Raw genomic sequence first — 24132 nt, 5'->3', positions numbered from 1 at the left:
TAACCCAGGAGTTCCGCCATGCACATCCTGATGATCGAGTGCAACCCGAACGGCGTCCAGGGCATCGCCAACGCCCTGGAGCTGGGCCACGACGTCACCCTCGTCTCCGCCGACCCCGACTTCTACCTGGCCGCCTCGCCGCTCGCGAAGGACGCCTTCGAGCACCCCCGCTGCCAGGTCGTGAAGAGCGCGCAGGCGTTCTCCATCGACGAGCTGGAGCGGCTCGCCAAGGAGATCCACGCGGCCAACCCGGTGCACGGCGTCACCACCTACAGCGAGTACCACACGGTGCACACGGCGACCGTCGCCCGCTCCCTCGGCCTTCCCGGCATGAGCGTCGAAGGCGCCCTCAACGCCCGCCACAAGCACCGCACCCGCCTCACCCTGGACGGCACCGGCGTCCGCCAGCCGCGCTTCGCGCACGTCGACGACCCGGCGAAGGTCGAGGCCGCCGTCCGCGAGGTCGGCTTCCCCTGCGTGGTCAAGCCGTCCGACGGCACCGCCAGCCTCCACGTCCTCCACCTCAAGGACGAGCAGGACCTGCGGGACTACCTCGCCGAGCTGGCGCGGGTCACCGACTACGGGCGCGGCGTCGTCCGGATCCCCGACATCCTCATCGAGGAGTTCGTCGAGGGCGAGCTGATCTCCGTGGAGTCCTGCGTCCTTGCCGGCGGCGAGGTCGTCAACCTGGGCCTCACCGACCGCCCGTTGAGCGGCTTCCCGCACTTCATCGAGATGGGCGCCACCTACTTCCAGGGCCACCCGCTCCAGGACGAGCTGTTCGCCATGACGACGAAGGTCCTCGACGAGCTGGGCGTGGACTTCGGCTTCATCCACACCGAGTTCCTCCTCGGCGCGGACGGCCCGGTGCTCTGCGAGGTCAACGGGCGGCTCATCGGCGGCATCGTCCCGACCCTGATGAAGATCTCCTCCGGCGTCGACGCCTACCTGGAGGTCATCCGGCAGGCCCTCGGCGAGCGCCCCGAGCTCCCCTTCCCCGGCGCCACCACGGCCGGCGGCCACTGGTTCGGCGCCCCCGTCGCCGGCACCGTCGAGTCGATCGGCTTCGACGGCCTCACCGGCCTCCCCGGCTTCCACAGCGCCCAGGCGTACAAGAAGCCCGGCACCGCCGTCGACCGGCTCGCCAAGAGCAACTTCGACTGGATCGGCCACCTGATCTTCACCGGTCAGGACCGCGAGCAGGTCAACGAGCGCTGCGAGGAGGCCCTGGGCCGGATCGAGCTGCGCATGGGCGTCGAGGTCGCCCGGTGAGCCCGGCTCCGATCCGGCGTGAGGCGGGGACCCTCACCGTCCAGGGGGTCGCGGTCCCCCTCCTCGACGACGAGGCGCTGTACGACGTGACGGCCGAGGACGGCGTGTTCACCGCCTTCGTCCCGGCCGGCCGCCGCACCGGCTCGGAGCCCGAGCTGTGGCCCGGCTACACCGAGACCCACGCCCACGTCTCGCTCCCCGCCAACTGGGACGACTCGGTCGACGACCCCCGGATCGTCGCCCTCCAGTACCTCTACCACGGGGTCACCCACGTCGTGGACATGTTCGGCTTCCCGCTGGTGGACGACGCCTGGCGGGCCGGCCGGGAGGCGTCCCCGTGGCCGTACCCGGAGCTCGTCCACTGCGGGTACGCGGTGACGGCGATGACCGACGCGGCCGGGCGCAACGGCCACGGCGTGGAGTTCCCCGCGCCGGTCCACATGCTCGCCGTGGAGGCCGACCTGGAGCACGCGCTCCGCTCCAACGCCGAGCGCGGCGGCACCTTCCTCAAGGTCATGTTCACCGACGGCACCGAGCAGCCGGGCAGCCCGGTCCGCTTCTCCCGCTTCTCCGAGCGGGTGCTGCGGTTCACCGCCCGGATCGCCGCCGAGCGCGGGGTGACCGCCGTCGTCGACTGCAACACCCTGGAGGAGACCCGCTTCGCCTACGAGTGCGGCTTCCGGCTCTTCGCCCACACCGTGCGCGACCGCACCCTCGACGACGCCGACTGGAAGGAACTGGACAGCGCCCGCTTCGTCTCCACGCTCGCCGGACTCCGGTCGATGATCATGACGCGGGAGGAGTTCCTCGCCGAGTACGGCCGGGAGGGCTTCCTCGACACCCAGGACCCCCACAACCTGGAGTTCGTCCACACCGTCGAGCAGCCCTTCGGCATCGAGTACGGCTGCCAGGAGACCCGTACGGCCGCCCTCGCCGACATGCGCCGCAACGCCCTCGCGGCGCTGCGCCGGGGCGAGCTCCTCATCGGCACCGACTCCGGCAACCTCGGCGCCTACCACGGCTACTCGTTCCTCAGCGAGCTCGCCCTGCTCGCCGGGGACGACGAGGGGCTCACCGAGGAGCTGCGCCGGCAGGCCACCGTCACCGGCCGCCGCCACTTCGACGAGCTGAGCGGCGTCGCCCACCGGCCGCCGCTGCGGGCCGGCGCCCCCGCCACCTTCAACCTCCACACCCCCGGCGGCGCGCTGTCGGACCTGCCCCTGGCCACCGTCGTGCACGGCGTGCCGATCGACCGGGCCGCCCTCGCCCGCACCATCTCCGAGCTCCGCTCGGCCCCTTCGAACGGAAAGGCAAGCCTGTGACCAGCGAGCGCAGAAGCGCCCTCTTCGGGCTCAACGCGGGAATCTTCCTCGCCCACATCGGGAACTTCATCTGGTTCCCCATCCTGGTGGCCTCGCTCGGCGACAGCGACAGCGGCTTCTGGGCCGGCGTCGTCATGTGTATGACGTACGTCGGACGACTGGCCGCGACCTTCTCCTACGAGGGCTTCTCCGACCGGCTCGGCATCCGCGGCGCGGTCTTCGTCGGGACCGGTCTCGAGGCGGTCTCGCTGGGCCTGATGGGCTTCACCAGCGGCGTCGCCGTCTACAGCCTGCTGGCGCTGTTCATCGGCTTCGGCTCGGGCACGGCCTTCCCCGGCCTGAAGAACATCCTCGTGTCCTACCCGGAGGACGAGCGCGCCAAGGCGTTCTCCACCTTCCAGATGTCGGCGCAGGTCGGCCTGTTCGGCGGCGCGCTCGCCGGCGGACTGCTCCTCGGCATGGACCTGCGGGTCGTGTTCACCGCCGTCTTCGTGCTCTTCCTCGGCTTCTGCCTGTCGGCCTCCCTCTTCATCCCCCGCGACGGCTTCCAGGCCGACGGCACCGCCGCCCCGCGCAAGGACGCCGGCGCCGAGCGGGCGCCGCTGTTCAGCCTGGCCGGGATCAAGTCCGTCGAGGTCGGCGGCGCCACCCGCTACTTCCTGCTGTCGGCGGCGTTCTGGTTCCTCTCCCTGTGCTTCGTCGTCGGCATCCCGCTCCACATGGGGAAGTTCGTGCCGCAGTGGGCGCCGTCCGCCCCGTTCTGGATCACCGGTCTCAGCCTGCTCGTCCTCCAGTACCCGGTCTTCAAGCTGGCGATCAAGCACCTGCGCCCCGGCGTCGTCATGGGCATCGGCCTGACCGCCATGGCGGCCGCCTTCGTCCTCTTCGGCTCCGCCCCCGCCGCGCTGTGGGCCGTCGCCGCCGGCTGCTTCGTGGTCGTCTTCGGCGAGATCCTCTTCGTGCCGTCCTTCGACATGTGGGTCTCCCGCAAGGTGCCCGAGCAGCAGCTCGCCCGCGCCATGGGCGCCATGCACTTCTTCCGGAGCGCCGGGAACATGGCCGGCGCGCTCCTCGCGGGCGTCATGTTCGACGTGTCGGTCTCCGCCGACCTGCCGGGCGCGAACTGGTACGTCGCCGCCGCGGTGGCCGCGCTCTGCGCCGTGATCTGCTTCGCCGGCCGCGACCAGGACCGCTCCGGCGCGGACGCCGGCGAGGACGCGGAGTCGCCGGCCGAGCCGGTCACGGCCTGACCCCCTCCGGACGGAAGAGAGAGGCGAGACAGATGGCTGAGATCTGCGTCATCGGAGGCACCCGTTTCTTCGGGAAGCTCCTGGTGCGGCGGCTGCTCGACGAGGGCCACCGGGTCACCCTGGTCACCCGGGGCCGGACCGCCGACCCGTTCGGCCCGGCCGTGCGGCGCCTGACCGCCGACGTCGGCCGGCCGGGCGAGCTGGCCGCCGCGGTGGCCGGCGAGCGGTTCGACGCCGTGGTCCACCAGGCGTGCTACACCCCGGCCGCCGCGCTGGACGCCTGTACGGCCTTCGGCGAGCGCGCCGGCCGGTTCGTGCTCACCAGCAGCATGGAGGTGTACAACACCGACACCTTCCGGCACCGGACCCCGGCGCCGCCCCTGAGCGCCTTCGCCCGCGAGGACGAACTCCGGCCGGAGGAGTACGCCTACGACACGGACCTCCCGTGGCACGACCTCGACTTCGTGGGCCGCAACTACGGCGAGGGCAAGCGGCAGGCCGAAGCAGCCCTGGTGCGAAACGCGGAGGTGCCCGTCACCGTCGCCCGGGTCGCCCATGTCCTCGCCGCCACCGACGACTTCACCGGGCGGCTGCGGTTCCACCTCGACCGCGCCCGCGCCGGGGAGCCGGTCACGGCGCACGCCCGGCCGGGCCGTACGTCCCTGGTGCACGCCCCGGACGTCGCCGGGTTCCTCGCCCGCGCCGCCACCACCGGCCTCCCCGGCGTGGTCAACGTGGCCTCCCCGGACACGGCGGACGTCTACGACGTGTGCGCCGCCGTGGAGCGGGCCACCGGGAAGGCGACCACCGTCGTGGAGAAGGACGACCCGGCCGGCGACCCGGCGCTCTCGCCGTACTCCTGCCCGGCCGACTTCGGCATGGACGCGGGACGGGCGCTCGCGCTCGGCGTCGACCTCGCGCCGATCGCCCGCTGGCTCCCGGAGATCGCCAGGATCGCCGCCGAGACGGAGAAGACGGAGAAGACGGAGGAGTCGGCCTGATGCCCACCCCGACCGATCCCCCGACTCCCGCGGAGGAGGCCCCCCGCGTGTTCGACCTGATCGTCATCGTCCGTGTCCCCGACCCGGCCGACGCCGAGCCCGTGGCCGACGCGCTCCGGCGCATGCGCCCGCTGTGCCTCGCCGAGGACGGCTGCGCCGGCTGGGAGGCGTACCGGTCCGACGCCGACCCGCTCCGCTTCGTGCTCGTCGAGCGCTGGGCGAGCCGCGCCCACTGGGAGGCGCACGGCGAGGGAGCGGCCATCCAGGAGATCTACCTCCCCGAGATCCTGCCGCGCGTCGAGCGCGAGGTGCACCCGAGCACCCCCCTGACCACCATCCCCACCACAGGAAAGAGCACACGATGAACGCACGGCCCCGCATCGCCGTCGTCGGAGGCCGTCCCGCCCCCGTCCACGGAGCCAGGGAACTCGGCATCGACGTCACGCTGGTCCACACCGAGGGACAGTTCGACCGCGCCGAGGCGGAAGCGCACTGCGTCTCCATCCTGACCTGCGACATCACCGACACGGCCGCGCTCTTGGAGCTGCTCGGGCCGCTCCACGAGGCCGAGCCGTTCGACCGGATCCTCACCACCACCGAGCTGTCCGCGGTGCCGGTCGGCGAGGTCAACGAGAAGCTCGGCCTGCCCGGCACACCGCCGGAGGTGTCCCGGATCATCCAGGACAAGGCCCTCACCCGGCAGGCGCTGGACCGGCACGGGCTGAGCCCGGTGCGGCACCGGCGCGTCCACAGCGCCGCCGAGGCGGTCGCGTTCCTGGAGGAGGTCGGCGACCGGGTCGTGCTGAAGCCCGGCCAGGGCGCGGGCAGCCTGCACATCAACGTGGTCGGCGACGCGGAGGGTGCCACCCGCGCCTTCCGGGAGATCGAGGAGTTCGGGTACGGCGGCGTCCTGGCCGAGGAGTACCTCCAGGGCCCGGTGGTCAGCGTCGAGGCGTTCTCCCACCAGGGCCGCCATGTGGTGCTGGGCGTCAGCGAGTACCGGGTGAACGAGCACTTCGTCGAGTGGGAGTGCAGCGTCCCCAGCGACGCGGCGCGGCCGGACCTGGCGGAGCTCCACGAGCTCACCGCCGGCGTGCTGGACGCCGTCGGCCTCACCGACGGCCCCTCGCACAGCGAGTTCGTCCTCACCCCGGCGGGCCCGCGTCTCCTGGAGACCCACAACCGCCTGTCGGGCGCCGGCATCCCGGAGATGGTGCACCGGGCCACCGGCTGGGACCCGGCCCGGCTGTTCATGACGGTCCCGCTGGGCATCGACCGGCTGCCCGAGACGGCGCCGGAGCCGCTGCGGGGCGCGGCGATCCGCTTCCTGGACGCGGCCCCCGGCCGGATCACGGCGATCAGCGGCATCGACGACCTGCCCGTCCCCGTCCGCCGGGTCCCGGCCGGCGAACGCGCCCCCCACATGATCCCGTACCTCAAGGACTTCGCCGACGTGGACGCCGGAGCGGTGATCGGCAAGCACGTGGGTGACGAGGTGTCGGCGATGGACTCCCTGCTCTCCTCCGACCGGGGCTATGTCTTCGCCACCGCCCCCACCCGCGAGGCGGCCGTCCAGCGCTGCGCGTCCCTGGCGGACGCCCTCGTGTTTCACGTGAAACCGTCCTGACCGCCGATCAGTCACCCGCCCTTCCCACTGGATAGATCGATCGTTCTAGCTTGCGACGGACGCGAACAGGGTGTTAGCTTCCCGCTTGCTAGAACGTTCTTTTTAGCGACTCCCGTTGGGCAAGGAGCGGACAATGGAACACAAGCGGATCACCGTCAACGGCCTGGACCTGGCCTACGTCGAAGCGGGAGAGGGCCCGCTCGCGCTGATGCTGCACGGCTTCGACACGCCCCACCTGTACCGGTACCTCATGCCCGCGCTGGCCGAGGCGGGCTACCACGCCGTGGTCCCCACCATGCGCGGATTCGCCCCCTCCCAGGTGCCTCCGGACGGCAGCATGCGCCTCCCCGACCTGATCGCCGACGCCAACGCCCTGCACGAGGCGCTCGGCGGCGGCTCCGACGCCATCCTGATCGGACACGACTGGGGCGGCTTCACCACCTGGGGCGCCGCGGCCGCCGCACCCGAGCGCTGGGCCAAGGTCGTCGTCAACGACGTCCCGCCGCTGCGCTTCTACGACCGCGACAGCGCGGACCCCGCCAGGATCGAGCGGTACGTCCACTTCTACTTCTTCCAGATGGCGGTGGCCGACCGGCTCGTCGCGGCCGACGACCTCGCCTACCTCGACTGGCTCTGGGAGCACTGGACCGGCACCGTCCCCGGCTACGACTCCACCGAGGACCGCAAGGCGATGAAGGCGGGCCTCGACACACCCGAGAGGCTCCACCTGGGCCTGGAGCTCTACCGTCAGAACTTCCCGGCCGCCACCTTCGGCACCCCGGACTGGGACATGGCCCGCGTACTGGACGAGCTGCCCACCCAGCCCACCCTCTACCTCCACGGAACCGAGGACCCCGTGGTCGACGCGTCGACCCTCGCCGAGATTATCGCCCTGCTCCCGCCGGGCTCCGACGGAGCGATGATCGAAGGCGCCGGCCACTTCCTCCTCTCCGAAAAGCCGGAGGAGGTGAACCGCCACATCCTCACCTTCCTGTCCCGCTGACCCGTGACCCGGCCGGGAGGAGCGGTCTCCGGGTGCCGTACCCCCTCCCGGGGGAATCATCGGCAGCCGTTCACCCGTGAGAGTGGTCGCCGCGCCCGACCAAGATCGCCGTCTGGAACGTTGGTCGCCGAGGCCGCGCCACCCCGGCGGCGGCACGGGATGCGAGCGACAGGGAGAGCCGTGTACGAGTGGCTGCGGGACACGCTGGTGGAGAAGCTCAGGCTGCCGGAGGACGTCGTGACCCCCGAGGCGACGGTGGACGCCGCGGGTCTCGACTCCCTGGCCGTGACCGAACTCAGCATGATCGTCCAGGAGGAGTTCGGCGTCGCGGTCGACGAGGACGAACTCGCCGCGTGCGCCACGGTCGGCGAGGTGGCGGCCCTGCTCGACCGGCGCTGTCCGCAGTCCGCCGCCCGGTGACCGCCGCGCGGAACGCCGGGGCACCGGCGGCGGTGCTGTGCGGCCTGGGCACCTGGCTGCCCTCCACGGTGGTGCCCAACGACGCCATCGCGGAGCGGCTGGGCGTCACGGACGACTGGATCCACCGGCGCACGGGCGTGCGCGGCAGGCACCGGGTGGACCCCGGGGAGGCGACCGTCGCCATGGCCGTGGAGGCCGGGACGCGGGCCCTGAAGTCACAGGGGCACGGCCAGGCCGACGCCGTATTGCTGGCGACGGCCACGCCCGACCGGCTGATCCCCTCGTGCGCGCCCGAGATCGCCTCCCGCCTCGGCCTGACGGGCGTGGCCGCGCTCGACCTCAACGCGGCGTGCTCCGGGTTCGTGTACGCCCTGTCGGTGGCCGCGGGCCAGATCGCCACCGGAACCGCGGAACGGGTCCTGGTGATCGGGGCGGACACGATGTCCTCCGTCGTCGACCCGGAGGACCGGACCACCGCCGCGATCTTCGGCGACGGCGCGGGAGCGGTCGTGCTCCGGGCGGGGCACGCCGACGAGCCGGGAGCCCTCGGGCCGTTCGTGCTGGGCAGCGACGGAACCGGCGCGGACCTGCTGGCCACCGAGGGAGGAGGCTCGCGGACACGGCACGGCCGTACGGACGAGGAACCGCGCCCGTACCTGCAGATGGAAGGACGGCAGGTGTTCCGGCACGCGGTCGACCGCATGGGAGGGGCGATCCGCGAGGCCGCCGACCGGCGCGGCTGGGGCCTGCCCGCCGTCGACCGCGTGGCGATCCACCAGGCGAACGCCCGCATCGCGCAGGCCCTGTCGACCAGCCTCGCCGTGCCCGGGGACCGGTGGCTGTCGAACATCGAGCACGTCGCCAACACGTCCTCGGCGTCCGTCCCGCTGCTCCTCGACCACTCGGTCCGGAACGGTTCCCTGGCACCGGGCCGGAGCCTGGTGATCGCGGCGTTCGGCGCCGGCCTGACCTGGGGGGCCACCACCGTCGTATGGCCCGAACTGACCCCGGGTGAATGAGAGGGCGGACATGACGCGTACGACCGCCGCCTCCTCCGCCTCTGACTCCGCCCCTGTCTCTTCCTCCTTCTATCCGGCGCTCGACCGGACGATCCGGGCGATGGACGAGTCCGTCCACTACCTCCACATCGGCGCGGTCATGGAGATGGGGGGCGTGCCCCCGCGTGCCGACGCGGTCCTCGACCACGTACGGCGGCGCCTTCCCCTGCTGCCGCCGCTGGCGGACTGCCACGACCACCTCGCCTCCCACGTGCGTGAACTCCCCGTGCCGGGCTGCCGGTCCGGTGACTGGACACGGGCCTACGACGCCCTGGTCAACAGTCCGGCGCCCGCGTGCGCGCAACGGCCGTGGGCGGTATGGCTGGTCCCCGCCGGGGACGGGGACGGGTATCTGCTGTGCTACCGCTCCCATCACGCGCTCCACGACGGGGTCAGCCTGATGCGGCTGATCCGCCTGCTGTTCGCGCGCACAGAGCCCGCCGTACCCTCAGTGCCCGTCCCGCCCGCGCCGGAACGGCACAAGGCGCCCCCCGCGCTCGGCGTGCGCGTCGGCGGGCGGCTGCGTACCGCGGCGGACTCCACCCGTCTGCTGGTGCGCGCGCCACGGCGTCCGCTGCTGCCCGGCGGGCCCGACGGCCGGCGGGTGCTCACGTCGGCCGTCGTGCCCGTCGCACGGCTGCGCGCGGCGGCGCGGGCGCTGGAGTGCTCGGTCCTGGACGTCCACGTCGCCGCCCTGACCCGGGTCGCCGAAGAGGCCGACCCCACGGGCTGGACGGCGGAGGGCCGGCGGACCCGCGGCATCGTGCTCCCCGTCTCCCTGGACGCGGGCGGGGTGACCCCGTACGCCGGAAACCGTTTCGCCCCGGCCCTGGTCGACCTCCCGTGGGACCGGCGCGACCTCGGCGAACGCGCCGGAATCCTCGCCGGCCGCACCAGGCGGCTTCGGGATCCGGGGATCCGCTGGGCCATGGGACAGGCGATGGGGCGGCTCGGCGTCGCCGGTGTCGGGACGTTGTCCGGGCGGGTGTTCGCCCGCGCCGGCATGCAGACCACCGTCCTGGGCTGCACCGCGGACCTCGGCTTCGCGGGCCGGCGGGCCGAGCGTCTCACCAACCTGAACTGCCTTCCGGCGCCGTTCCCGTACCAGCCGGCGCTCACCCTGTGGCGTGACGAGGCGGTCTGCTCGTTCACGGCGGACACCGCGCTGCCCGCCGCCGAGAAACTGGCCGACCTGTGGCTCCGGGCGATCGACGTCCTGGCCCCGCCCGCCCCCTCCGCGAGCCCCGCGTGACGCGCCGGCCACCGCACCTCGTCTACGGCACCGTGCGCGCCGCCATGCGGGTGATCGCCCGCACCCACTGCCGTACGACGGTCACGGGCGCCGAGCACATCCCGGCCACCGGCCCCGTGCTCCTGGCCGGGAACCATCTGGCCGTCTGCGACACGCTCTTCCTCTTCGCCGCCGTCCCCCGCCGCGTCGTCATCCTCGGCAAGGAGGAGTACTTCACGCGGCCCGGCGCCAGGGGCAGGCTGCTGGCGCAGTATTACCGCCGCCTCGGCGTCCTGCCGGTCGACCGGTACGGCGGGCCTGCGGCCGCGCGCGACGTGCTGGACACCGGCCGGCGGGTCCTGGACGGCGGCGGCCTCCTCGCGCTGTACCCCGAGGGCACCCGCTCACCGGACGGCAGGCTCTACCGGGGCCGCCCGGGCGCCGCCGCCCTCGCCCTCGTCAGCGGTGTCCCCCTCGTCCCCTTCGGCATCAGCGGCACGGATCGCGTGCAGCCCGTCGGCACCAGGCGGCTGCGGTCCCACCCCGTCCGGATCCGCTTCGGACCGCCCCTGGCGCCCCCGGCGCCCGAGCGCCGTGCCGACGGCTTCCCGACGACGGCGGCGCTGCGGGAGACCACGCTCCGCCTCATGCGGCGGATCGCCGAGCTGTCCGGGCAGGAGTTCGTGGACCTGCCGGCCCCGCGCAAGGCGCCCCCGGTGTGGAGCTCATCCCACGAGCAGGGCTGACTCCGTCCGTTCCCCGACCTCGGTCCCCGCCCACGACACCACGCGCCAGCCGGCCGCCGGGGTGCCCTCCACCACGACGACACCGGTGTTGGGCACCTCGTTCTCCAGGGCGTATCCGACGCAGACGTTGTCGGTGCGGGCCGCGGCCCAGATCCGGATCGCCGTCCCGTGGGTCACCAGCGCGGCGACGTGGGCCCCGCAGGCCGCCGCCTCGGCCGTCACCGCGTCGAAGCGGCCGAGGAAGTCCCGCCCGTCGGACGCCCCCGGCATGGGTACGTCGGGGCGCCCGCAGGCCCACGCCGAGACGACCGCCGCGTACCTGCTGACGTCGTCGCCGGCCGTGCTCAGCTCCCAGACGCCCGCCTCCAGTTCCCGCAGCCCGGCACGCACGGCCGGTCGCAGGCCGAGGGCCGAGGACAGCGGCCCCGCCGTCTGCCGGGCCCGCGTGAGCGGCGAGACGAACACCGCCCCGATCGGCTCCTCCCGCAGTACGTCCACCAGCGCGTCGGCCTGCCGGTGCCCGAGCTCCGTCAAGGGCGCCCCGGGGGCCGCCGTATCGAGGGCACCCGCCAGGTTCGCGGCCGTCTGGCCATGACGGATCAGCAAGAGACGCATGCGTCCTCCCAGCACCATCGACCCCCATCAGGCCGCTCACCCCACCAACGCCACCCACGACACCCCACGTGGCGCCCCCTCCGGCGAATTCACCCGGAAGGCCCCGACGAACGCCCCGGAGCCGCTGCGGGGGCCACGTACCGGTCGCACCGTCCTGTCACACCGTCTTGATGCCGCCCCCGTCGACGACGTAGTCGGCGCCGGTCACGCTGGCCGCGCGGTCCGAGGCGAGGAACGCGACGACGGCGGCGACTTCGGCGGGCTCGACCATGCGCCCGGTGCTCATGCCCATCGCGGCGGGCACCCCGGCCAGGAAGTCGCGGTGGCCGACACCGCCGGCCTCCGCCAGACGGGCGCCGAAGCCGTCGGCGTCCTCCCACATGCCGGTGCGCGTCGGTCCGGGGGAGACGGTGTTCACGCGGACGCCCTGAGGCCCGAACTCCTCGGAGAGCGCCTTGCCGAACGCGTTGAGAGCCGCCTTCGCGGCGCCGTACTCGATGGGGCCCGTGCCGGGCAGACGCGCGCTCATCGACGAGACGTTCACCACCGAGCCGCGGCGTTCCAGAAGGCTCGGCAGCAGCCTGCGGGTGACCCGGACCGTGCCGAACAGGTTGACCTCGAAGCTGTGCGCCCACTGGGCGTCGCTGGTGGCGAGGAACCCGTTCAGGGTGAAATCGTCGCCGCCGCCGAGGTTGTTGACCAGCAGGTCCACACCGCCCAGCGCGGCGAGCGCCTGTGCCCCCAACTCCTCGGCGCCTTCCGGCGTGCTCAGGTCGGCCGCGACCGGGTGGGCGCCGATCTCCTTCAGCTCCGGCGTGATCGTCCGGGCCGCACCGACCACGCGCACGCCCTCGGCGACGAGCTGCCGGGCGATCGCGAGACCGACACCCCGGCTGGCCCCGGTGACGACCGCGGTCTTGCCGACGAGATCGAGTTCCATGTCCGACTCCCCACATGTTCTTGAATCAGAGGTACAAAACGAGTCCGCAAAAAGGCCCGCAGAAGAATCCGCGGAAAGGAAACAAAAAAAGAAGGCGGGCGCCGCCTACAGCGCCCCCATCGCCGCCTCCACGACCCGCCTCAGCTGCGCGTCGTCCTCGGCGGTCTTCGCCAGCACCCGCATGCCGATCACCGTCGCGAGCAACCAGGCGGCCACGGCCGCCGCGTCGCGGTCGGCGGCGATCTCGCCGGCCCGCTGGCCTTCCTCGACGGTGGCCCGGAACGCGCCCTCGGTCCGCGCGAACATCCCGCGCACCGTGTCGGCGGTCCCGGCGTCCGCCGTGGCCAGCTCGGCGGCGGTGTTCACCGCCATGCAGCCGCGCCGGTCCGGGTCGCCCAGGTCGAGGTGGACGAGAGCCTCCAGGGCTCCCCGCAGCCGGTCCCTCGCAGAACCGGGATGATCGAGCAGCGCCTCCAGCCACGCGGCCTGCGAGTCGCGGTAACGGGCCAACGCCCGCTCGAACAAGGCGTGCTTGCTGCCGAAGGCGTTGTACAGGCTGCCCTTGCCGATGCCGATCTCGTCCACGAGGTCCTGAGGCGTCGTCGCCGCGTACCCCTTCCGCCAGAACACGCCCATCGCGCGCTCCACCGCGACGTCCGGATCGAACTGCTTCGGCCTGCCCATGGCGTCACCGTAGCAGGGTTATTGACCTTGAGGTACAAAAACTCCGAGGGAGCACAGGGTCCGACCACGACCGCCCGCCCGGGCGGAGGGTCTCAAGCCGTGTCGGGGGGCGTGTCGGACTCGGCGGCGCGGCGGTACTCCGCGTTGATGCGGCGGGCTTCTTCGAGCTGGTCCTCGAGGATGATGATGCGGCAGGCGGCCTCGATCGGGGTGCCCTGGTCGACGAGTTCGCGGGCGCGGGCGGCGATGCGCAGCTGGTAGCGGGAGTAGCGGCGGTGGCCGCCCTCGGAGCGCAGGGGTGTGATCAGGCGGGCTTCGCCGATGGCGCGGAGGAAGCCCTGGGTGGCGCCGATCATCTCGGCGGCCCTGCCCATGGTGTAGGCGGGGTAGTCGTCGTCGTCGAAACGGTCGTACGAGTTGTCTGCTGTCATTCGCACCTCTCCCTGAAACGCAGAGAGGGCCCTGGTGCCAGTACTGGCACCAGGGCCCTGAAGGAACTACTACACCACCTGCCGGCCCTGATGAAACGCCGGCCTTCTGTGTCCGCCCGCCCGGCCCGAGTGCTGCCGGGTGTGCGGGGATCGCGGTTGCTCGACCGGAGACCACCTCGCTATCGATGTCCTGCGGATACTGCGGGGGTACCGCTCGTGGAGGCCCCTGATCACCGCGGGCCGCCCAGTCCGGCCGTCAGTTCCGTCACCGTCCTGCGAAAGCCCTGGCTTCGGAACTCCACCGCCGCACTGTCCTGCTCACTGCGACTACCTGTACTGCTTGCCGGCAGTTCGTCTCTGCCAGGCCCTTCTGTCTCTCCGGGTTACGAGAGAAAACATAGCTCGACCGCACATCGATGTCTACTGTGGCCGCAGTAGATTTTCCTGCTCGCGGGGAGGAGACAAGAGGAGACGAGAGGAAGCGGGGGAAGTCGCGCCGGACCGGCGACGGATCTCCGGGCCGCGCCGGCCGCGCGGGCCGCCCTCTCTCGGCAGGACGACCGGCGGGCGGCGTGGAGGGACTCGTAGGATCGCCCTCATGTCGAAGATTGACGAGCTGCTTGTCTACGTCGCCCGGCTGGTGGAGTCCGGCCGGAGCAACCAGATGTCCCTGACCGTCGTCATCGGGGGCGCTGTCATCACGGGTCGGCTGGCACCCGAGGCGGTGTGGCGACAGCGGGTCTCGGAGGTCCTGGCGGACTCCGACCGGCTGGCCGAGTTCTCCGTCGCCTTCGCCGCCGGGGGCGGGGACGAACAGCCCACGCACCTGCACTTCCACATGGCCCGGATCCTCCAGGGCACGACGGCGATCCCGGAGACGGGAGGCATGTACCGCGTCTCGATCGCGGACGTCAGCGCCTGGACGATCGGCGACGTCACGTACTCCGATCACTGACCTCGCGCGGTAGGACCCGCGGGGGCGGGCCCACGCGGATACGGGAGAGGGCCCGACCGGCGGGGCCGGCGCCGCCTCTGCGGCGTCGGCCGGGTGCCGGTCGGGCCCTCTCGGTGCCCGGTCGTCGGTTCGTGTCCGCCCGTGGGTCGCGGACCGGGGTCAGGCCGCCGGGGCGCCGAGCGCCGCGGAGGCGCCCCGGAAGGGGTCGGTGCTCCGGGGGAGCTCGCGGCAGGTGAAGCCGAGTTTGGTCATGGCGAGGACGACCTCGCGGGCGGTGAAGTCGCGCCGGTCCTGACCGGTGATGACCTGGCCGACCTGCTTGACGGGGTAGGCGCGGCGCCCGATGATCACGGACTCGCCGGTGATCTCCTCGGGTTTGACGCCGCTCATGGCGTCCAGGACGCCGGTCTTGGTGAGCTCGAAGGGGAAGCGGGCGATGACGCAGCGCATGGTGCCTCACAGGGAGAGGAAGGAAGGTGGTCCCGGCGTCGCGGGGAGGTCCACGTGACGGCCGGGGTCGGCGCGGGGGTGCGGGGTCTCGTCCCGCCCGCCCGTGACAGCCGGTGCGGGGCTCGGCGGGGAGCCGGGCCCGTCAGGGCGTCACAGGGGCCGCCGGGCGTCGGGAAGGTCGCGCAGCCGGAGCCGGTCCGTGTAGGCGGCGCTGTCGCGGACGGTCGTGAGCTGGGCGCGGGTGACGAGGCCGGTGCGCTGATCGTCGTTGTCGCAGACGAGCAGGTGCCCGGTGCGGGCGCCGGCCATGACGGCCAGGGCCACCTCCACGGTCATGTCGTCCCACACCTGCGGTCCGGCGGTGTCCACGGCGTCGGTGCCCGTCGGACGTGCCGTTCGGATCGCGCCGGAGGAAGCGGGACGACCGCCCCTTCCCGTTTCGGCGGGGGAGTCGTGCGCGGGGCCGCCGTTGCGGCGGTTGCGGGAGGAGCGGCCGTCCGTGCGTGTGGGGTTCATTCAGAACCTTCCTTGATGCGGCGCCCGGCGACGATTCCGGCAGCGAACGAAAGCGCTCGAAATCGCCGGAACGGTCGAAGCGAATAAGGAATCAGGCGATGTGGATCCAGGGGAGGAATGGTCGATGCTGATCGATGCGGTGGATCGGGTGAGGGCGCCGGTCGCGGTGCAGGGGCGCGGGAAAACCCCGGGAAACGCGTGCGGCTGAGGCCCGCACCCCGAAGGATGCGGGCCCCAGCCGCGTACGGCGCGTCAGCGTCAGGCGGGAACGATGTTCTCCGCCGTCGGGCCCTTCTGGCCCTGCGCGATGTCGAAGGAGACCTTCTGCCCCTCCTGGAGCTCGCGGAAGCCCTGGGCGGCGATGTTCGAGTAGTGGGCGAACACGTCGGGTCCGCCGCCCTCCTGCTCGATGAAGCCGAATCCCTTTTCCGCGTTGAACCACTTCACGGTGCCGGCAGCCATGTCATATCTCCTTCGGGCAGTGCAGCGGAATCCGCGCTTTACGGACGCCGTGTCGCCGCGATGATTCCCTGCCCGGAAGAAGACCGGAATGCGAAACGCTTCCGCGCGGCCTGCGACCGCCGAAGCGTGCGAAATTTCGGGTACCAAAACTGCAACTGATTCGACAGTAGCACGCCGAAGCCGTCCGGGTGCGTTCCGAATTTTCTCGCGCGGGGCGTCGGAAGAATTTCTCTCCGCAGTATCGATGAGAATCTCCACTGGCGGTGACAGGTAATTGTCCAGACAGCGACGAAGGCCCTGGTAGCTGACCAGGGCCTTCGTTCAAGAGCGGATGACGAGAATCGAACCCGCGCCACAAGCTGGGGAATCACCCGGCACTTGGGCGTGGAAACACGCGTGGGGCCGTTTGGGACCCGAGTCCTTCATCGGCTGACCACTGCGGTGACCGTCGCGGGGGCTTCGGTGAACTCGGTCACGAGCTTGACGAAGGTGTCCTCCTGCTCGAAGAACATGACGTGGCCCGCGTCGATCTCGGCGTACGAACTGCCCGGGATCGCGGCGTGCAGCGCGCGGCTGTGCTCGACCGGGACCGTGATGTCCTGGGTGCCCCCGATCACCAGGGTGGGGGCCTCGATGCGGGGCAGCAGCGGCCGGATGTCCACCTGGAGGTCGTACGCGATGTGGCGCAGGGTGCCGGGCGTGGGCGGCATGTTGGGGATGAGGGCCTCGAACGCCTCGCGGCCGATGGAGTTCAGGAATCCGCGGCTGAAGCCGGTCATCGCCACGGCGCGACCGAAGGAGGCGGGGTCGGAGGTGCCGAGGCTCTGCCAGAGGGTGAAGAGGCTGCGCAGGTAGGCGTCGCTGTCGGTGTGGGCCCAGCCGGCAACCAGGATCAGCCGGCGCACCAGGTCGGGGCGGAGGGCCGCGACGGTGGCGGCGACGGTGGAGCCCATGGAGAAGCCCAGCAGGTCGACCGGCCCGTCCGCCGCGTCCTCGATGACGGCGATGACCTGCGCGGCCAGTCCTTCGGCGGTCAGCGGGGCGCCGTCGTCGACGGTGGCCTCCGTACCGGACAGGTCGGGGGTGATCACCGTGCGGTGCGGGGTGAACCGGGGAGTGGTCCGGCCCCAGTTGACGGCGGAGCCGGCCGATCCGGTGCCGTGGACCAGGACCAGGGCGGGGCCTGAGCCGGCCTTCTCGTAGTGGACCTGCGCGCCTTTGACATTGACGATGGCCATGGGGTGCTCCCGATCTCCCGTGTGTCGGCCGAGGCGTTCCTGCTCCGGCCCGACCAACAGTGCCGCCGCTTGGCGAGGGCCGGGAGAGACCTCCCTACCCTGGGATCGGCGGTCCCTGTCTGAGCCGCGGACCGTCCGGCAGGATGACTGTATGAAAATCGACCGTGAGGCCCTCTCCGATTTCCTGCGCCGCTCCCGCGACCGGGTACGGCCCCAGGACGCCGGCCTGCCGGTCGGCCCCCGGCGGCGTACGCCGGGCCTGCGCCGCGAGGAGGTCGCGCAGCTCGCGGGCATGTCTGCCGACTACTACATCCGCCTCGAACAGGCCCGCGGCCCGCAGCCCTCGCCGGAGATGCTTGCCGCCCTGGCCCGCGCCCTGCGCCTCTCCGACGACGAACGCGACCACCTCCATCTCCTCGCCGGACGCCGCCCGCCGGCCGCCCGGACCGCGGGCGACCACGTCGGCCCGGGTCTGCTCCACCTGCTGGACCACCTCCCGGCCACGCCGGTCCAGGTGATCAGCGACCTCGGTGACGTCCTGGCCCAGAACGCGATGGCCGAGGCCCTGCTGGGCGGGGTGTGCTCGGTGTCCGAGCACGGCCGCAACGTGGTCTGGCGTTGGTTCGCCGACCCGGCCCAGCGGGCCGCGTACCCGGCCGAGGAGCACGAGTACTACAGCCGGCTGCACGTGGCCGACTTGCGGGCGGCCGTGGGCCGACGCGCCGGCGACCCGGCCGCGACGCGCCTGGTGGAGCGGCTCCTCGGGCTCGGGGAGGAGTTCGCTTCCCTCTGGGAGCTGCACGAGGTCTCCGTACGCCGGGCCTCGCGCATGCGCGTCCTGCACCCGCTGATCGGCCCGGTCGAGCTGGACTGCCAGGTGCTGCTCGCCCCGGAGGGCGACCAGCGCGTGGTCCTGTACACCCCGCCCGTCGGCAGCGACACCGCCGAGCGCCTCGCCCTCCTCACGGTGGTAGGCACGGGCCAGTTCAGCGAGTCCCGCTGACGGTCAGCATGCCTCTGCCAGCAGGGCGAGCACCTCGCCTATCTGCTCGCGCACCTTCGGATCCGTGAGGAGTCCGTCCGGGCCGACCGTATGGGAGGCCACCGGGATCCTGGCGCAGGCCGGTTCGACGATGGCGGCGCCGGTGTAGCCGAGTACGAGGCGCAGCGTGGCCTCGGCGCCCTGGCCGCGCCCGGGTGCGGCGGCGTTCACCCACGCCACGGGCTTGTCGCAGATCTCGGTACCGCCGACCGTCCAGTCCAGCAGGTTCTTGAACGAGCCGGGCAGCGTGCCCGCGTACTCCGGAGTGCAGATCAACACCGCAGCCGCCTCGTCGATCGCAGCCCTCAGCTCGACCACAGGAGCGGGCAGCGGATCGGTGTCATCGTCGGGGTTGAAATGCGGAAGCGCCGGCAGTCCCTCGTAAACGACGGTGCGCACCTGAGAGGGGGCCACCGCTCGCGCAGTGCTCAACACGGCCTCGTGGGAGGAACCGGCCCGCAGGCTTCCGGACAGCAAGAGGATCAGAAGCGGCGTGGACACCTCGTCACCGTACCGACGCCGCTGCACGGCAGTGTCGACCGCCTCTACCGGCACGTTGTGGCTCGGCGATCAAGAGCGAGTCCCCGTAGGGAATCATGACACCATGACGACCTCTGCCGAACTCCCGGCCTCTGTCCTCGCCGGCGTCCTGCGCTATACCGCCTTCTCCGCCGACCCCGAGGGCGGCAACCCCGCCGGCATCGTGCTCGACGCCGCTCACCTGGACGAAGCCTTGATGCTCGCGACAGCCGCCGCCGTCGGCTACTCCGAGACCGCCTTCGTCACCTCGCGCGACGACCACGAACGTCGTTTCACGCTCCGCTACTTCAGCCCGCTCGCCGAGGTCGACTTCTGCGGACACGCCACCATCGCCACCGCCGTCGCCCTCGCCGAACGCCTCGGCGCCGGCCCGCTCACCTTCGACACCCCGGCCGGGGAGATCCCTGTCGCCACCACGGCCGACGCGAACGGCCTGGTCCGCGCCACCCTCACCAGCGTCCCCACCCACTCCCGCCCCACCCCGGACGCCGACGTCGACGCCGCCCTCGCCACCCTGCGCTGGCGCCGCTCCGACCTCGACCCGGCCCTGCCTCCGCACATCGCCTTCGGTGGCGAGAACCACCTCGTTCTCGCGGCCGTCACCCGCGCCCGACTCGCCGACCTGGACTACGACTTCGACGCCCTCGCCGCCCTGATGCGCGACCGCGACTGGACCACGGTCCACCTGGTCTGGCGCGAGGACGACACCACGTACCACGCCCGTGATCCCTTCCCCGTCGGCGGCGTCGTCGAGGACGCCGCCACCGGCGCTGCGGCCGCGGCCTTCGGCGGCTACCTCCGCACCCTGGATCTGCTCCCCGCCACTGGCACCCTCACTCTCCATCAGGGCGAGGACATGGGCCGCCCCAGCCACCTCACCGTCACCGCCACCCCGGCCGACCCCCGCGTCCAGGTCTCCGGAACCGCCGTCCCGATCTCCGCTTGAGGCAGGCTCGCCCTGCAGATCGCGCCGAGCGGTAGGGCATGCCCTCGATCCGGACGAGCTGCCTTGGTTCGTGGACATCACCACCAGACCGTCGACATCCTCGCCACGGTGGTCGCCGTCGCCGTCCCCGCCGAGCACGTCCTCGACGGCCTGGTGGGCACCCCGCGCGGGACCGCGGTGCGTACCCGCCCGGCCCCTAACGTCCACGCGCAGAGCCATCTCGCAGGTGCGGGAGCGCCGGCCCCCGCCGCCGCGCGGCGGCTCCCCGACCCGGACCGCGGCCCTCTCGCCGGGCCGTCCGCGGAGGCCGTCGACGAGCTGGACCGGGAGATCCGCCTCGCGCACAGCGCGGACGGCCGCCTCCCCCTTCAGCGCGCCGGCACAGACGCTGGCACCAGCGAGGCCACGGCGCGGCGCCGCCTGGACAAGCTCACCCGGCTCGGCACCTACCGCCCCATGGTCGAGGTGGCCGCCGCCGAATCGGGAGCTCCCCTCACCGTCTGGTAAGGCGCGCGCGTACCCCGAGGCTTCCGCGACCTGGGGCACGTCCATGCCTTCGGCATCGATCTCGACGAGCGCTTCCCCGAGGCCGAGGTCACCCACCACAACTCTGATGTCACGTCAGGGTGTGTACGGCACGCAGGCGCCAACAGGTCTAGACAACGACGAAGTTCCAGGTCGCTGACCTGGAGCTTCGTAGAAGAGCGGATGACGGGAATCGAACCCGCGCTATAAGCTTGGGAATCACCGCCGCCTACGCTGGCGATCTGGTGCCTGACCTGCGGAAATGCGCCCTGCAGTGATACCTCTTGCTGCTCCGGGAACGCCGGTGTTGACCGCTGTTCACCGCCCTGAAGGGCACGGATGGGGCACGTGCCCCACGGCCTTTGGGGCACAAGAGGCTGCAGGTACGGACCGCTGTGCGTAGTGGGGCCACCCAGCACTGGTGGCGGCGTAGAGAGCTGCGTCGCACCGAAGACCGTGGAAACGCCCGCCACCGCTGGCAGACCACTCGCCGTAGCTGTTCGTGATCACTAGCCATGTGCGCTCACAGGGCGATTTGCCCGTGCCCGTCCGGTGGTTCGTACGCCGTGACCTGCTGGACGAACCAGGCCATGATGCTGACGATGTCCTCGGACCGTGTCGCCAGCACCTCAAGGGGGAACGACGGGCGCAGTTCGAGCTTCGCCTCGGCAAGTTCGATGCCCGGAACGCCATTCAGACGGGCCATGAAGTCCTGGCGCAGCCCGCTGTCATCGAAAGGCGGCCTGGAGCGCATGTACTGGAAGACGACCTCGACCGTGCCGAACACGGGGTAGAGGGTGAACGGCCATATGGCAGCGGCGCGGGACGCGGACTCCTTGCTCAGCATCAGGAAGCAACTGGTCTCGGTCGCCTTGCCGTAGTCCAGATGGCAACCGGGGGCGAGCTCTTCCCACGACCGAAGGAAGGCCAGGATGGCGTCGGCTGCGTCCGGCTGGTTCGCCCGGAGCAGTTCGGTGAAGCGCGCAGCACGAGCCTCGACCGTTCTGCTTGCGGACGCGGACTCGGAGGTGCTGCTCGACGTTCCGACCTCGGGCACCTCCTTGCCCAGGAGTGAAGCGAGATCCTCCGCGGTCAGGCGGTGCGAACTGCGCGCCTTTCCGCTGGCGTCGAACGGCACTCCTTCCGCGTGCAGGAGCGTGAGGGGATTGCCGCCGTATTCATCGTTCGGCCAGCGGAAAGCCCCTGAGACCCGTCCGGCAGCGGTGAGGACCCGGTACGCCCCGTGCACACCGGCTTTCGTGGCGAGGAAGTTGCCGACGGGGACAGGATGGCTGCCGATCAATTCGGCGATGTCCCCGTAGGTGGTCCAGGTACCGGTGGGCATGGCGATCAACGCGGCACGCAAATCGGCCCAGCCCGCCCACTCCTCACTGCCTGCACGTTGCTCTCCCTCTGGGCCGGCCCAGAGGGCGACGGCACGCGAGGCCAGGTTGTCGGCACGTTCCAGGATCTCGTTCCGGCCCCATCGGGGCGTTGCAGCGATCTCCTGGTTCATCCGGAGCGCACTCGCCTCCAGGATCTGCTGTTTCCGCTGGAAGGGGTGGTTGGAGAGCTTCGAGTTCTCAGCCGAGAGTGTCAGGTTCCCCAAGGTGTGCACCAGCAGGTCGTGCAGTTCCTGAGGCGTCTGGCCGTCATCCGAATCCTCAGCGAGGACGTCGAGCCACGCCTGAGCCGGCCGCTGTGGCAGTACGTGTTCCACCGTGAGCTTGGCTCGGTTGAAGTCCACGGGCTCCGCCGAGCCGTAGCTCTCCTCCAGCCGCTGTAGGACGTATGCGCGCTGTTGTGCCTGCCCGTTCCAATAGAACGGCTTGCTACGGATCCCTTCGGTGACCTCGGCATCGGTGGGCCAGCCGCGGCGTCGGCTTGAGAGGTAGCGTCGCACTGCTTCGGCTGCCGGCCGGTCGGACTCCATGTCACCCGGCATCGACATGAAGAGCCGGTTCAGGCTCTGGGTGCTGGCCTGGCACAGCATGCGGCGGACGAGGAAGCCTTCCACGTACCCGAGGGCCTCTGTCGCCTCGTCTGCCTCTGCGCGCCCGGAGTCCACTAGATCGAGTAGATGGAGTGCGATCGGATAGTGGATGCGGCCGCCCCAGCTGGCGAGGTGACGAAGCTGTCGACGCAGCTCGTCATGCGGCTCCAGTGCGGGATCGAGGATCCGCCGCAGCAGCTCGGCGCGCCGGGCGAGTTCCCCGATCTCCTTCTCCAGCGCCTCCTCGTTCCCAGCCAGCGGTTCGAGCCGCTGCTGCTGGACACGGTAGATGTCGGTCTGCTTCGTCTTGCTCTCACCGCGCACGACGAGGTCGAGCCAGACGAGGAGCTCCAGGTTCTTGGGCCCCAGCTGCTGCTGCATGGGCAGCCAGAGCTGCTCATACACACGCTCACCCCGGCCGGGCAGGAGCATGAACACATAGTTTCTGAGCAGGTCGCTCTGGCTCAGGCCGACGCCGGTGTTGTTGATCGACTCGAAGATCCGGTACACGTTGTCGCCGCGCTCGGCAGTGATCTCCACGATGGAGAGCAGGTCCCGTAGGGCTAGCTCCACCGCGGTCGTCCATCCCTCGCCGTACTGGTCCTGTCCGTCTGCCAGCACGCCGCGGAAGAAGCGGTATGCGGCCCCGATGTTGTCAGCGCCGCCCGACCGGGGGCTGTTGTGGATGCAGGCTCCAAAGGACGCACGGTCGGCCTGTGTGGGAAGCAGCCGGAAGTGTTCGTCGCCCTCCAGGAACTCGTTGACGAGGTACTGGCGGTGGATTCGGTCGGCTGTTCGCGCGGAGCCCTCCGCAGTCGAATCCCTGATGTGGTCGCGCAGCGCGGTCAACGCCAGCATGATCGTCGTGAGCCTTTGCTGCCCGTCCACGACGAGCCAGCGCTGCATTCCTCCGGCCTGCAGCTGCCCGGGAGCGAGCACGACGGAGCCGAGGAAGTGTGAGGCGGGGCTGGCCCCGTCGAGTTGCTGCTCGACCAGATCGATCAGGTCGTCCCACAGCCGTTCCAACTGCTTCCTCGTCCAGCTGTAGGTCCGCTGGTAGAGAGGCACCTGAAATTGCTTTTCTCCCTGAACAAGCTTCAAAAAGGTGATCTCTTGCGCGCGCAAGGAGCGGCCCCCTCCGATGTGAACGTTCTGCCTGTCGGCCTCGCGACCTCTGGCGTCTCCCCATCAAGAGCGTAGTGGGCGGCTGCGGCGCCCATGGCCCGGTCGGGAAGGACATCCATCGCAGCCGAATCTGCTCACCCAAACGTGACTCACCGCTACCGGCGCTCGGACTCCGTAGACGGTTCGGGACGCCTAGGCGGCTCCCGGTCGGCGGCAGAGGCCGTGGCCAAGGCGATGCGGCGAAAGCCCCGAGGAGGTCGGTTCGACGGCAGGGACGGTGACACTTGAAGAGGTCTAGACGTGGGAATCACCGATGCCTACGGCGCACATCTGCCGCCTGGCCTGCGAAAACGCCCCCTGGCTCGCCGTCTCTCGCTGCCCCAGGAATACCCGTGTTGACTGCTCTTCACCGCGCGGAAGGACACGGTGAGGCATGTGGCCCGCAGCCGATGGGTGACCAGCGGATTTGTGGCGGTCATCGTGGGGTCGGATCATCGAGCGGGGCACGGGACAGACCACAGCGACATGGCTGTCAGAGCCATCAGGAAGACTGCTCATCGTGAAGTCGCTTCTCGTGCTGATAGTTGGATTGGCTGTGGTCTTCGCGTTAGCCACACTGTTCTCCTACGTGCCTCTGCGCACATGGTGGCGCTTGCGCTTTGTCGAGCCCTTCGACCGGCGGGTGGTCCAGGAGATCAAGCGCCGAAGGGCTGTTCTGGCGGACCGGCACGCCGAGGTGT

25 protein-coding genes are annotated in these 24132 nt (G+C 71.2%); 15 read left to right on the top strand and 10 right to left on the bottom strand.

The genetic code is table 11. The features are described 5' to 3' along the window. The first annotated feature begins 18 nt into the window (after nt 1–18). The 11 genes from ACIGHB_RS09110 (at nt 19) to ACIGHB_RS09060 (ending at nt 10930) form a co-directional block, all read left to right on the top strand. Entirely contained in the window at nt 19–1272 is a 1254-nt protein-coding gene (locus ACIGHB_RS09110) for an ATP-grasp domain-containing protein (protein ID WP_360307218.1), read from the top strand. Then, on the top strand, nt 1269–2594 hold the full coding sequence (locus ACIGHB_RS09105) for a hydrolase (RefSeq protein ID WP_360307215.1): 1326 nt from the start codon (nt 1269–1271) through the stop codon (nt 2592–2594). Before ACIGHB_RS09110 ends, ACIGHB_RS09105 begins: the two co-directional genes overlap by 4 nt. Next, the gene (locus tag ACIGHB_RS09100; RefSeq protein WP_360307213.1) at nt 2591–3844 is read left to right on the top strand and encodes an MFS transporter; all 1254 of its coding nucleotides are present in this window, start codon (nt 2591–2593) and stop codon (nt 3842–3844) included. The genes ACIGHB_RS09105 and ACIGHB_RS09100 overlap by 4 nt, the downstream gene beginning before the upstream one ends. 32 nt (nt 3845–3876) lie before the next feature. Then, complete coding sequence (locus ACIGHB_RS09095; protein ID WP_399910927.1) at nt 3877–4845, top strand: NAD-dependent epimerase/dehydratase family protein; 969 nt, start codon at nt 3877–3879, stop codon at nt 4843–4845. After that, nucleotides 4845–5210, top strand: coding sequence for a putative quinol monooxygenase (locus ACIGHB_RS09090; protein ID WP_399910924.1), 366 nt, complete (start codon nt 4845–4847; stop codon nt 5208–5210). The genes ACIGHB_RS09095 and ACIGHB_RS09090 overlap by 1 nt, the downstream gene beginning before the upstream one ends. Next, nucleotides 5207–6472, top strand: a complete 1266-nt coding sequence (locus tag ACIGHB_RS09085; RefSeq protein ID WP_399910922.1) for an ATP-grasp domain-containing protein — start codon at nt 5207–5209, stop codon at nt 6470–6472. Before ACIGHB_RS09090 ends, ACIGHB_RS09085 begins: the two co-directional genes overlap by 4 nt. Nucleotides 6473–6605: 133 nt before the next feature. After that, nucleotides 6606–7475 (top strand): alpha/beta fold hydrolase, encoded by an 870-nt coding sequence (locus ACIGHB_RS09080; RefSeq protein WP_399910919.1) that lies wholly within the window; start codon nt 6606–6608, stop codon nt 7473–7475. A 180-nt stretch (nt 7476–7655) separates the two neighbouring features. After that, on the top strand, nt 7656–7895 hold the full coding sequence (locus tag ACIGHB_RS09075; RefSeq protein WP_360307199.1) for an acyl carrier protein: 240 nt from the start codon (nt 7656–7658) through the stop codon (nt 7893–7895). Further along, the gene (locus ACIGHB_RS09070; protein WP_399910917.1) at nt 7892–8914 is read left to right on the top strand and encodes a beta-ketoacyl-ACP synthase III; all 1023 of its coding nucleotides are present in this window, start codon (nt 7892–7894) and stop codon (nt 8912–8914) included. Before ACIGHB_RS09075 ends, ACIGHB_RS09070 begins: the two co-directional genes overlap by 4 nt. Nucleotides 8915–8924: 10 nt before the next feature. Then, nucleotides 8925–10205 carry a hypothetical protein gene (locus ACIGHB_RS09065; protein ID WP_399910914.1) on the top strand — a complete coding sequence of 427 codons (1281 nt, stop codon included), beginning with the start codon at nt 8925–8927 and terminating at the stop codon, nt 10203–10205. Further along, nucleotides 10202–10930 (top strand): lysophospholipid acyltransferase family protein, encoded by a 729-nt coding sequence (locus tag ACIGHB_RS09060; RefSeq protein WP_399910911.1) that lies wholly within the window; start codon nt 10202–10204, stop codon nt 10928–10930. Before ACIGHB_RS09065 ends, ACIGHB_RS09060 begins: the two co-directional genes overlap by 4 nt. Here the strand turns inward: ACIGHB_RS09060 and ACIGHB_RS09055 are convergent. The 4 genes from ACIGHB_RS09055 to ACIGHB_RS09040 all read right to left on the bottom strand — a co-directional run bounded on the left by ACIGHB_RS09055 (nt 10910) and on the right by ACIGHB_RS09040 (nt 13600). Then, nucleotides 10910–11545 (bottom strand): histidine phosphatase family protein, encoded by a 636-nt coding sequence (locus tag ACIGHB_RS09055; RefSeq protein WP_399910908.1) that lies wholly within the window; start codon nt 11543–11545, stop codon nt 10910–10912. The two genes, ACIGHB_RS09060 and ACIGHB_RS09055, sit on opposite strands and share 21 nt — an antisense overlap. Before the next feature lie 157 nt (nt 11546–11702). Then, the gene (locus ACIGHB_RS09050) at nt 11703–12485 is read right to left on the bottom strand and encodes an oxidoreductase (protein WP_399910905.1); all 783 of its coding nucleotides are present in this window, start codon (nt 12483–12485) and stop codon (nt 11703–11705) included. 105 nt (nt 12486–12590) lie between these two features. After that, the gene (locus ACIGHB_RS09045) at nt 12591–13169 is read right to left on the bottom strand and encodes a TetR/AcrR family transcriptional regulator (RefSeq protein ID WP_360307182.1); all 579 of its coding nucleotides are present in this window, start codon (nt 13167–13169) and stop codon (nt 12591–12593) included. A 92-nt stretch (nt 13170–13261) separates the two neighbouring features. Then, the gene (locus tag ACIGHB_RS09040; protein ID WP_399910902.1) at nt 13262–13600 is read right to left on the bottom strand and encodes a MerR family transcriptional regulator; all 339 of its coding nucleotides are present in this window, start codon (nt 13598–13600) and stop codon (nt 13262–13264) included. Between the two features lie 598 nt (nt 13601–14198). Here ACIGHB_RS09040 and ACIGHB_RS09035 point away from each other — a divergent pair. Continuing rightward, the gene (locus ACIGHB_RS09035) at nt 14199–14555 is read left to right on the top strand and encodes a hypothetical protein (RefSeq protein ID WP_360307176.1); all 357 of its coding nucleotides are present in this window, start codon (nt 14199–14201) and stop codon (nt 14553–14555) included. 159 nt (nt 14556–14714) lie between these two features. On the opposite strand, the gene ACIGHB_RS09030 is transcribed toward ACIGHB_RS09035, so the two are convergent. From ACIGHB_RS09030 to ACIGHB_RS09015, 4 genes are all read right to left on the bottom strand, one after another. Beyond that, nucleotides 14715–15005 carry an SCO5918 family protein gene (locus ACIGHB_RS09030; RefSeq protein WP_399910899.1) on the bottom strand — a complete coding sequence of 97 codons (291 nt, stop codon included), beginning with the start codon at nt 15003–15005 and terminating at the stop codon, nt 14715–14717. A 150-nt stretch (nt 15006–15155) separates the two neighbouring features. Continuing rightward, complete coding sequence (locus ACIGHB_RS09025; RefSeq protein ID WP_399910897.1) at nt 15156–15521, bottom strand: hypothetical protein; 366 nt, start codon at nt 15519–15521, stop codon at nt 15156–15158. 258 nt (nt 15522–15779) lie between these two features. Continuing rightward, nucleotides 15780–15983, bottom strand: coding sequence for a cold-shock protein (locus tag ACIGHB_RS09020; RefSeq protein ID WP_030747648.1), 204 nt, complete (start codon nt 15981–15983; stop codon nt 15780–15782). Nucleotides 15984–16405: 422 nt separating this feature from the next. Next, nucleotides 16406–17221 (bottom strand): alpha/beta hydrolase, encoded by an 816-nt coding sequence (locus ACIGHB_RS09015; RefSeq protein WP_360307169.1) that lies wholly within the window; start codon nt 17219–17221, stop codon nt 16406–16408. Between the two features lie 151 nt (nt 17222–17372). Between ACIGHB_RS09015 and ACIGHB_RS09010 the strand changes: the two genes are divergently transcribed. Next, nucleotides 17373–18224: a helix-turn-helix transcriptional regulator gene (locus tag ACIGHB_RS09010; protein WP_399910892.1), complete on the top strand. Its 852-nt coding sequence runs from the start codon at nt 17373–17375 to the stop codon at nt 18222–18224. Nucleotides 18225–18227: 3 nt separating this feature from the next. Here the strand turns inward: ACIGHB_RS09010 and ACIGHB_RS09005 are convergent, their stop codons facing one another. Beyond that, complete coding sequence (locus ACIGHB_RS09005) at nt 18228–18764, bottom strand: NADPH-dependent FMN reductase (protein ID WP_399910889.1); 537 nt, start codon at nt 18762–18764, stop codon at nt 18228–18230. 103 nt (nt 18765–18867) lie between these two features. Between ACIGHB_RS09005 and ACIGHB_RS09000 the strand changes: the two genes are divergently transcribed. Both ACIGHB_RS09000 and ACIGHB_RS08995 read left to right on the top strand, forming a co-directional pair. Beyond that, nucleotides 18868–19749: a PhzF family phenazine biosynthesis isomerase gene (locus ACIGHB_RS09000; RefSeq protein ID WP_399910886.1), complete on the top strand. Its 882-nt coding sequence runs from the start codon at nt 18868–18870 to the stop codon at nt 19747–19749. Between the two features lie 63 nt (nt 19750–19812). After that, entirely contained in the window at nt 19813–20256 is a 444-nt protein-coding gene (locus tag ACIGHB_RS08995; protein ID WP_399910884.1) for an AsnC family protein, read from the top strand. Nucleotides 20257–20797: 541 nt separating this feature from the next. Here the strand turns inward: ACIGHB_RS08995 and ACIGHB_RS08990 are convergent. Next, nucleotides 20798–23392: a DUF262 domain-containing protein gene (locus tag ACIGHB_RS08990; protein ID WP_399910881.1), complete on the bottom strand. Its 2595-nt coding sequence runs from the start codon at nt 23390–23392 to the stop codon at nt 20798–20800. Nucleotides 23393–24132 lie beyond the last annotated feature (740 nt).

Origin of the sequence: Streptomyces sp. NPDC085460 (assembly GCF_044541975.1) — a bacterium.
Lineage (GTDB): Bacteria > Actinomycetota > Actinomycetes > Streptomycetales > Streptomycetaceae > Streptomyces.
The sequence above is the reverse complement of the archived record's forward strand: the minus strand, read 5'-3'. Positions and strand labels throughout refer to the sequence as shown.

What these genes read in the sequence shown, in the direction of transcription:
- ACIGHB_RS09110 (WP_360307218.1), top strand. Translation starts at nt 19, where the DNA reads ATGCACATCCTGATGATCGAGTGCAACCCGAACGGCGTCCAGGGCATC.
- ACIGHB_RS09095 (WP_399910927.1), top strand. Translation starts at nt 3,877, where the DNA reads ATGGCTGAGATCTGCGTCATCGGAGGCACCCGTTTCTTCGGGAAGCTC.
- ACIGHB_RS09090 (WP_399910924.1), top strand. Translation starts at nt 4,845, where the DNA reads ATGCCCACCCCGACCGATCCCCCGACTCCCGCGGAGGAGGCCCCCCGC.
- ACIGHB_RS09085 (WP_399910922.1), top strand. Translation starts at nt 5,207, where the DNA reads ATGAACGCACGGCCCCGCATCGCCGTCGTCGGAGGCCGTCCCGCCCCC.
- ACIGHB_RS09080 (WP_399910919.1), top strand. Translation starts at nt 6,606, where the DNA reads ATGGAACACAAGCGGATCACCGTCAACGGCCTGGACCTGGCCTACGTC.
- ACIGHB_RS09065 (WP_399910914.1), top strand. Translation starts at nt 8,925, where the DNA reads ATGACGCGTACGACCGCCGCCTCCTCCGCCTCTGACTCCGCCCCTGTC.
- ACIGHB_RS09055 (WP_399910908.1), bottom strand. Translation starts at nt 11,545, where the DNA reads ATGCGTCTCTTGCTGATCCGTCATGGCCAGACGGCCGCGAACCTGGCG.
- ACIGHB_RS09050 (WP_399910905.1), bottom strand. Translation starts at nt 12,485, where the DNA reads ATGGAACTCGATCTCGTCGGCAAGACCGCGGTCGTCACCGGGGCCAGC.
- ACIGHB_RS09045 (WP_360307182.1), bottom strand. Translation starts at nt 13,169, where the DNA reads ATGGGCAGGCCGAAGCAGTTCGATCCGGACGTCGCGGTGGAGCGCGCG.
- ACIGHB_RS09040 (WP_399910902.1), bottom strand. Translation starts at nt 13,600, where the DNA reads ATGACAGCAGACAACTCGTACGACCGTTTCGACGACGACGACTACCCC.
- ACIGHB_RS09035 (WP_360307176.1), top strand. Translation starts at nt 14,199, where the DNA reads ATGTCGAAGATTGACGAGCTGCTTGTCTACGTCGCCCGGCTGGTGGAG.
- ACIGHB_RS09030 (WP_399910899.1), bottom strand. Translation starts at nt 15,005, where the DNA reads ATGCGCTGCGTCATCGCCCGCTTCCCCTTCGAGCTCACCAAGACCGGC.
- ACIGHB_RS09025 (WP_399910897.1), bottom strand. Translation starts at nt 15,521, where the DNA reads ATGAACCCCACACGCACGGACGGCCGCTCCTCCCGCAACCGCCGCAAC.
- ACIGHB_RS09020 (WP_030747648.1), bottom strand. Translation starts at nt 15,983, where the DNA reads ATGGCTGCCGGCACCGTGAAGTGGTTCAACGCGGAAAAGGGATTCGGC.
- ACIGHB_RS09015 (WP_360307169.1), bottom strand. Translation starts at nt 17,221, where the DNA reads ATGGCCATCGTCAATGTCAAAGGCGCGCAGGTCCACTACGAGAAGGCC.
- ACIGHB_RS09010 (WP_399910892.1), top strand. Translation starts at nt 17,373, where the DNA reads ATGAAAATCGACCGTGAGGCCCTCTCCGATTTCCTGCGCCGCTCCCGC.
- ACIGHB_RS09000 (WP_399910886.1), top strand. Translation starts at nt 18,868, where the DNA reads ATGACGACCTCTGCCGAACTCCCGGCCTCTGTCCTCGCCGGCGTCCTG.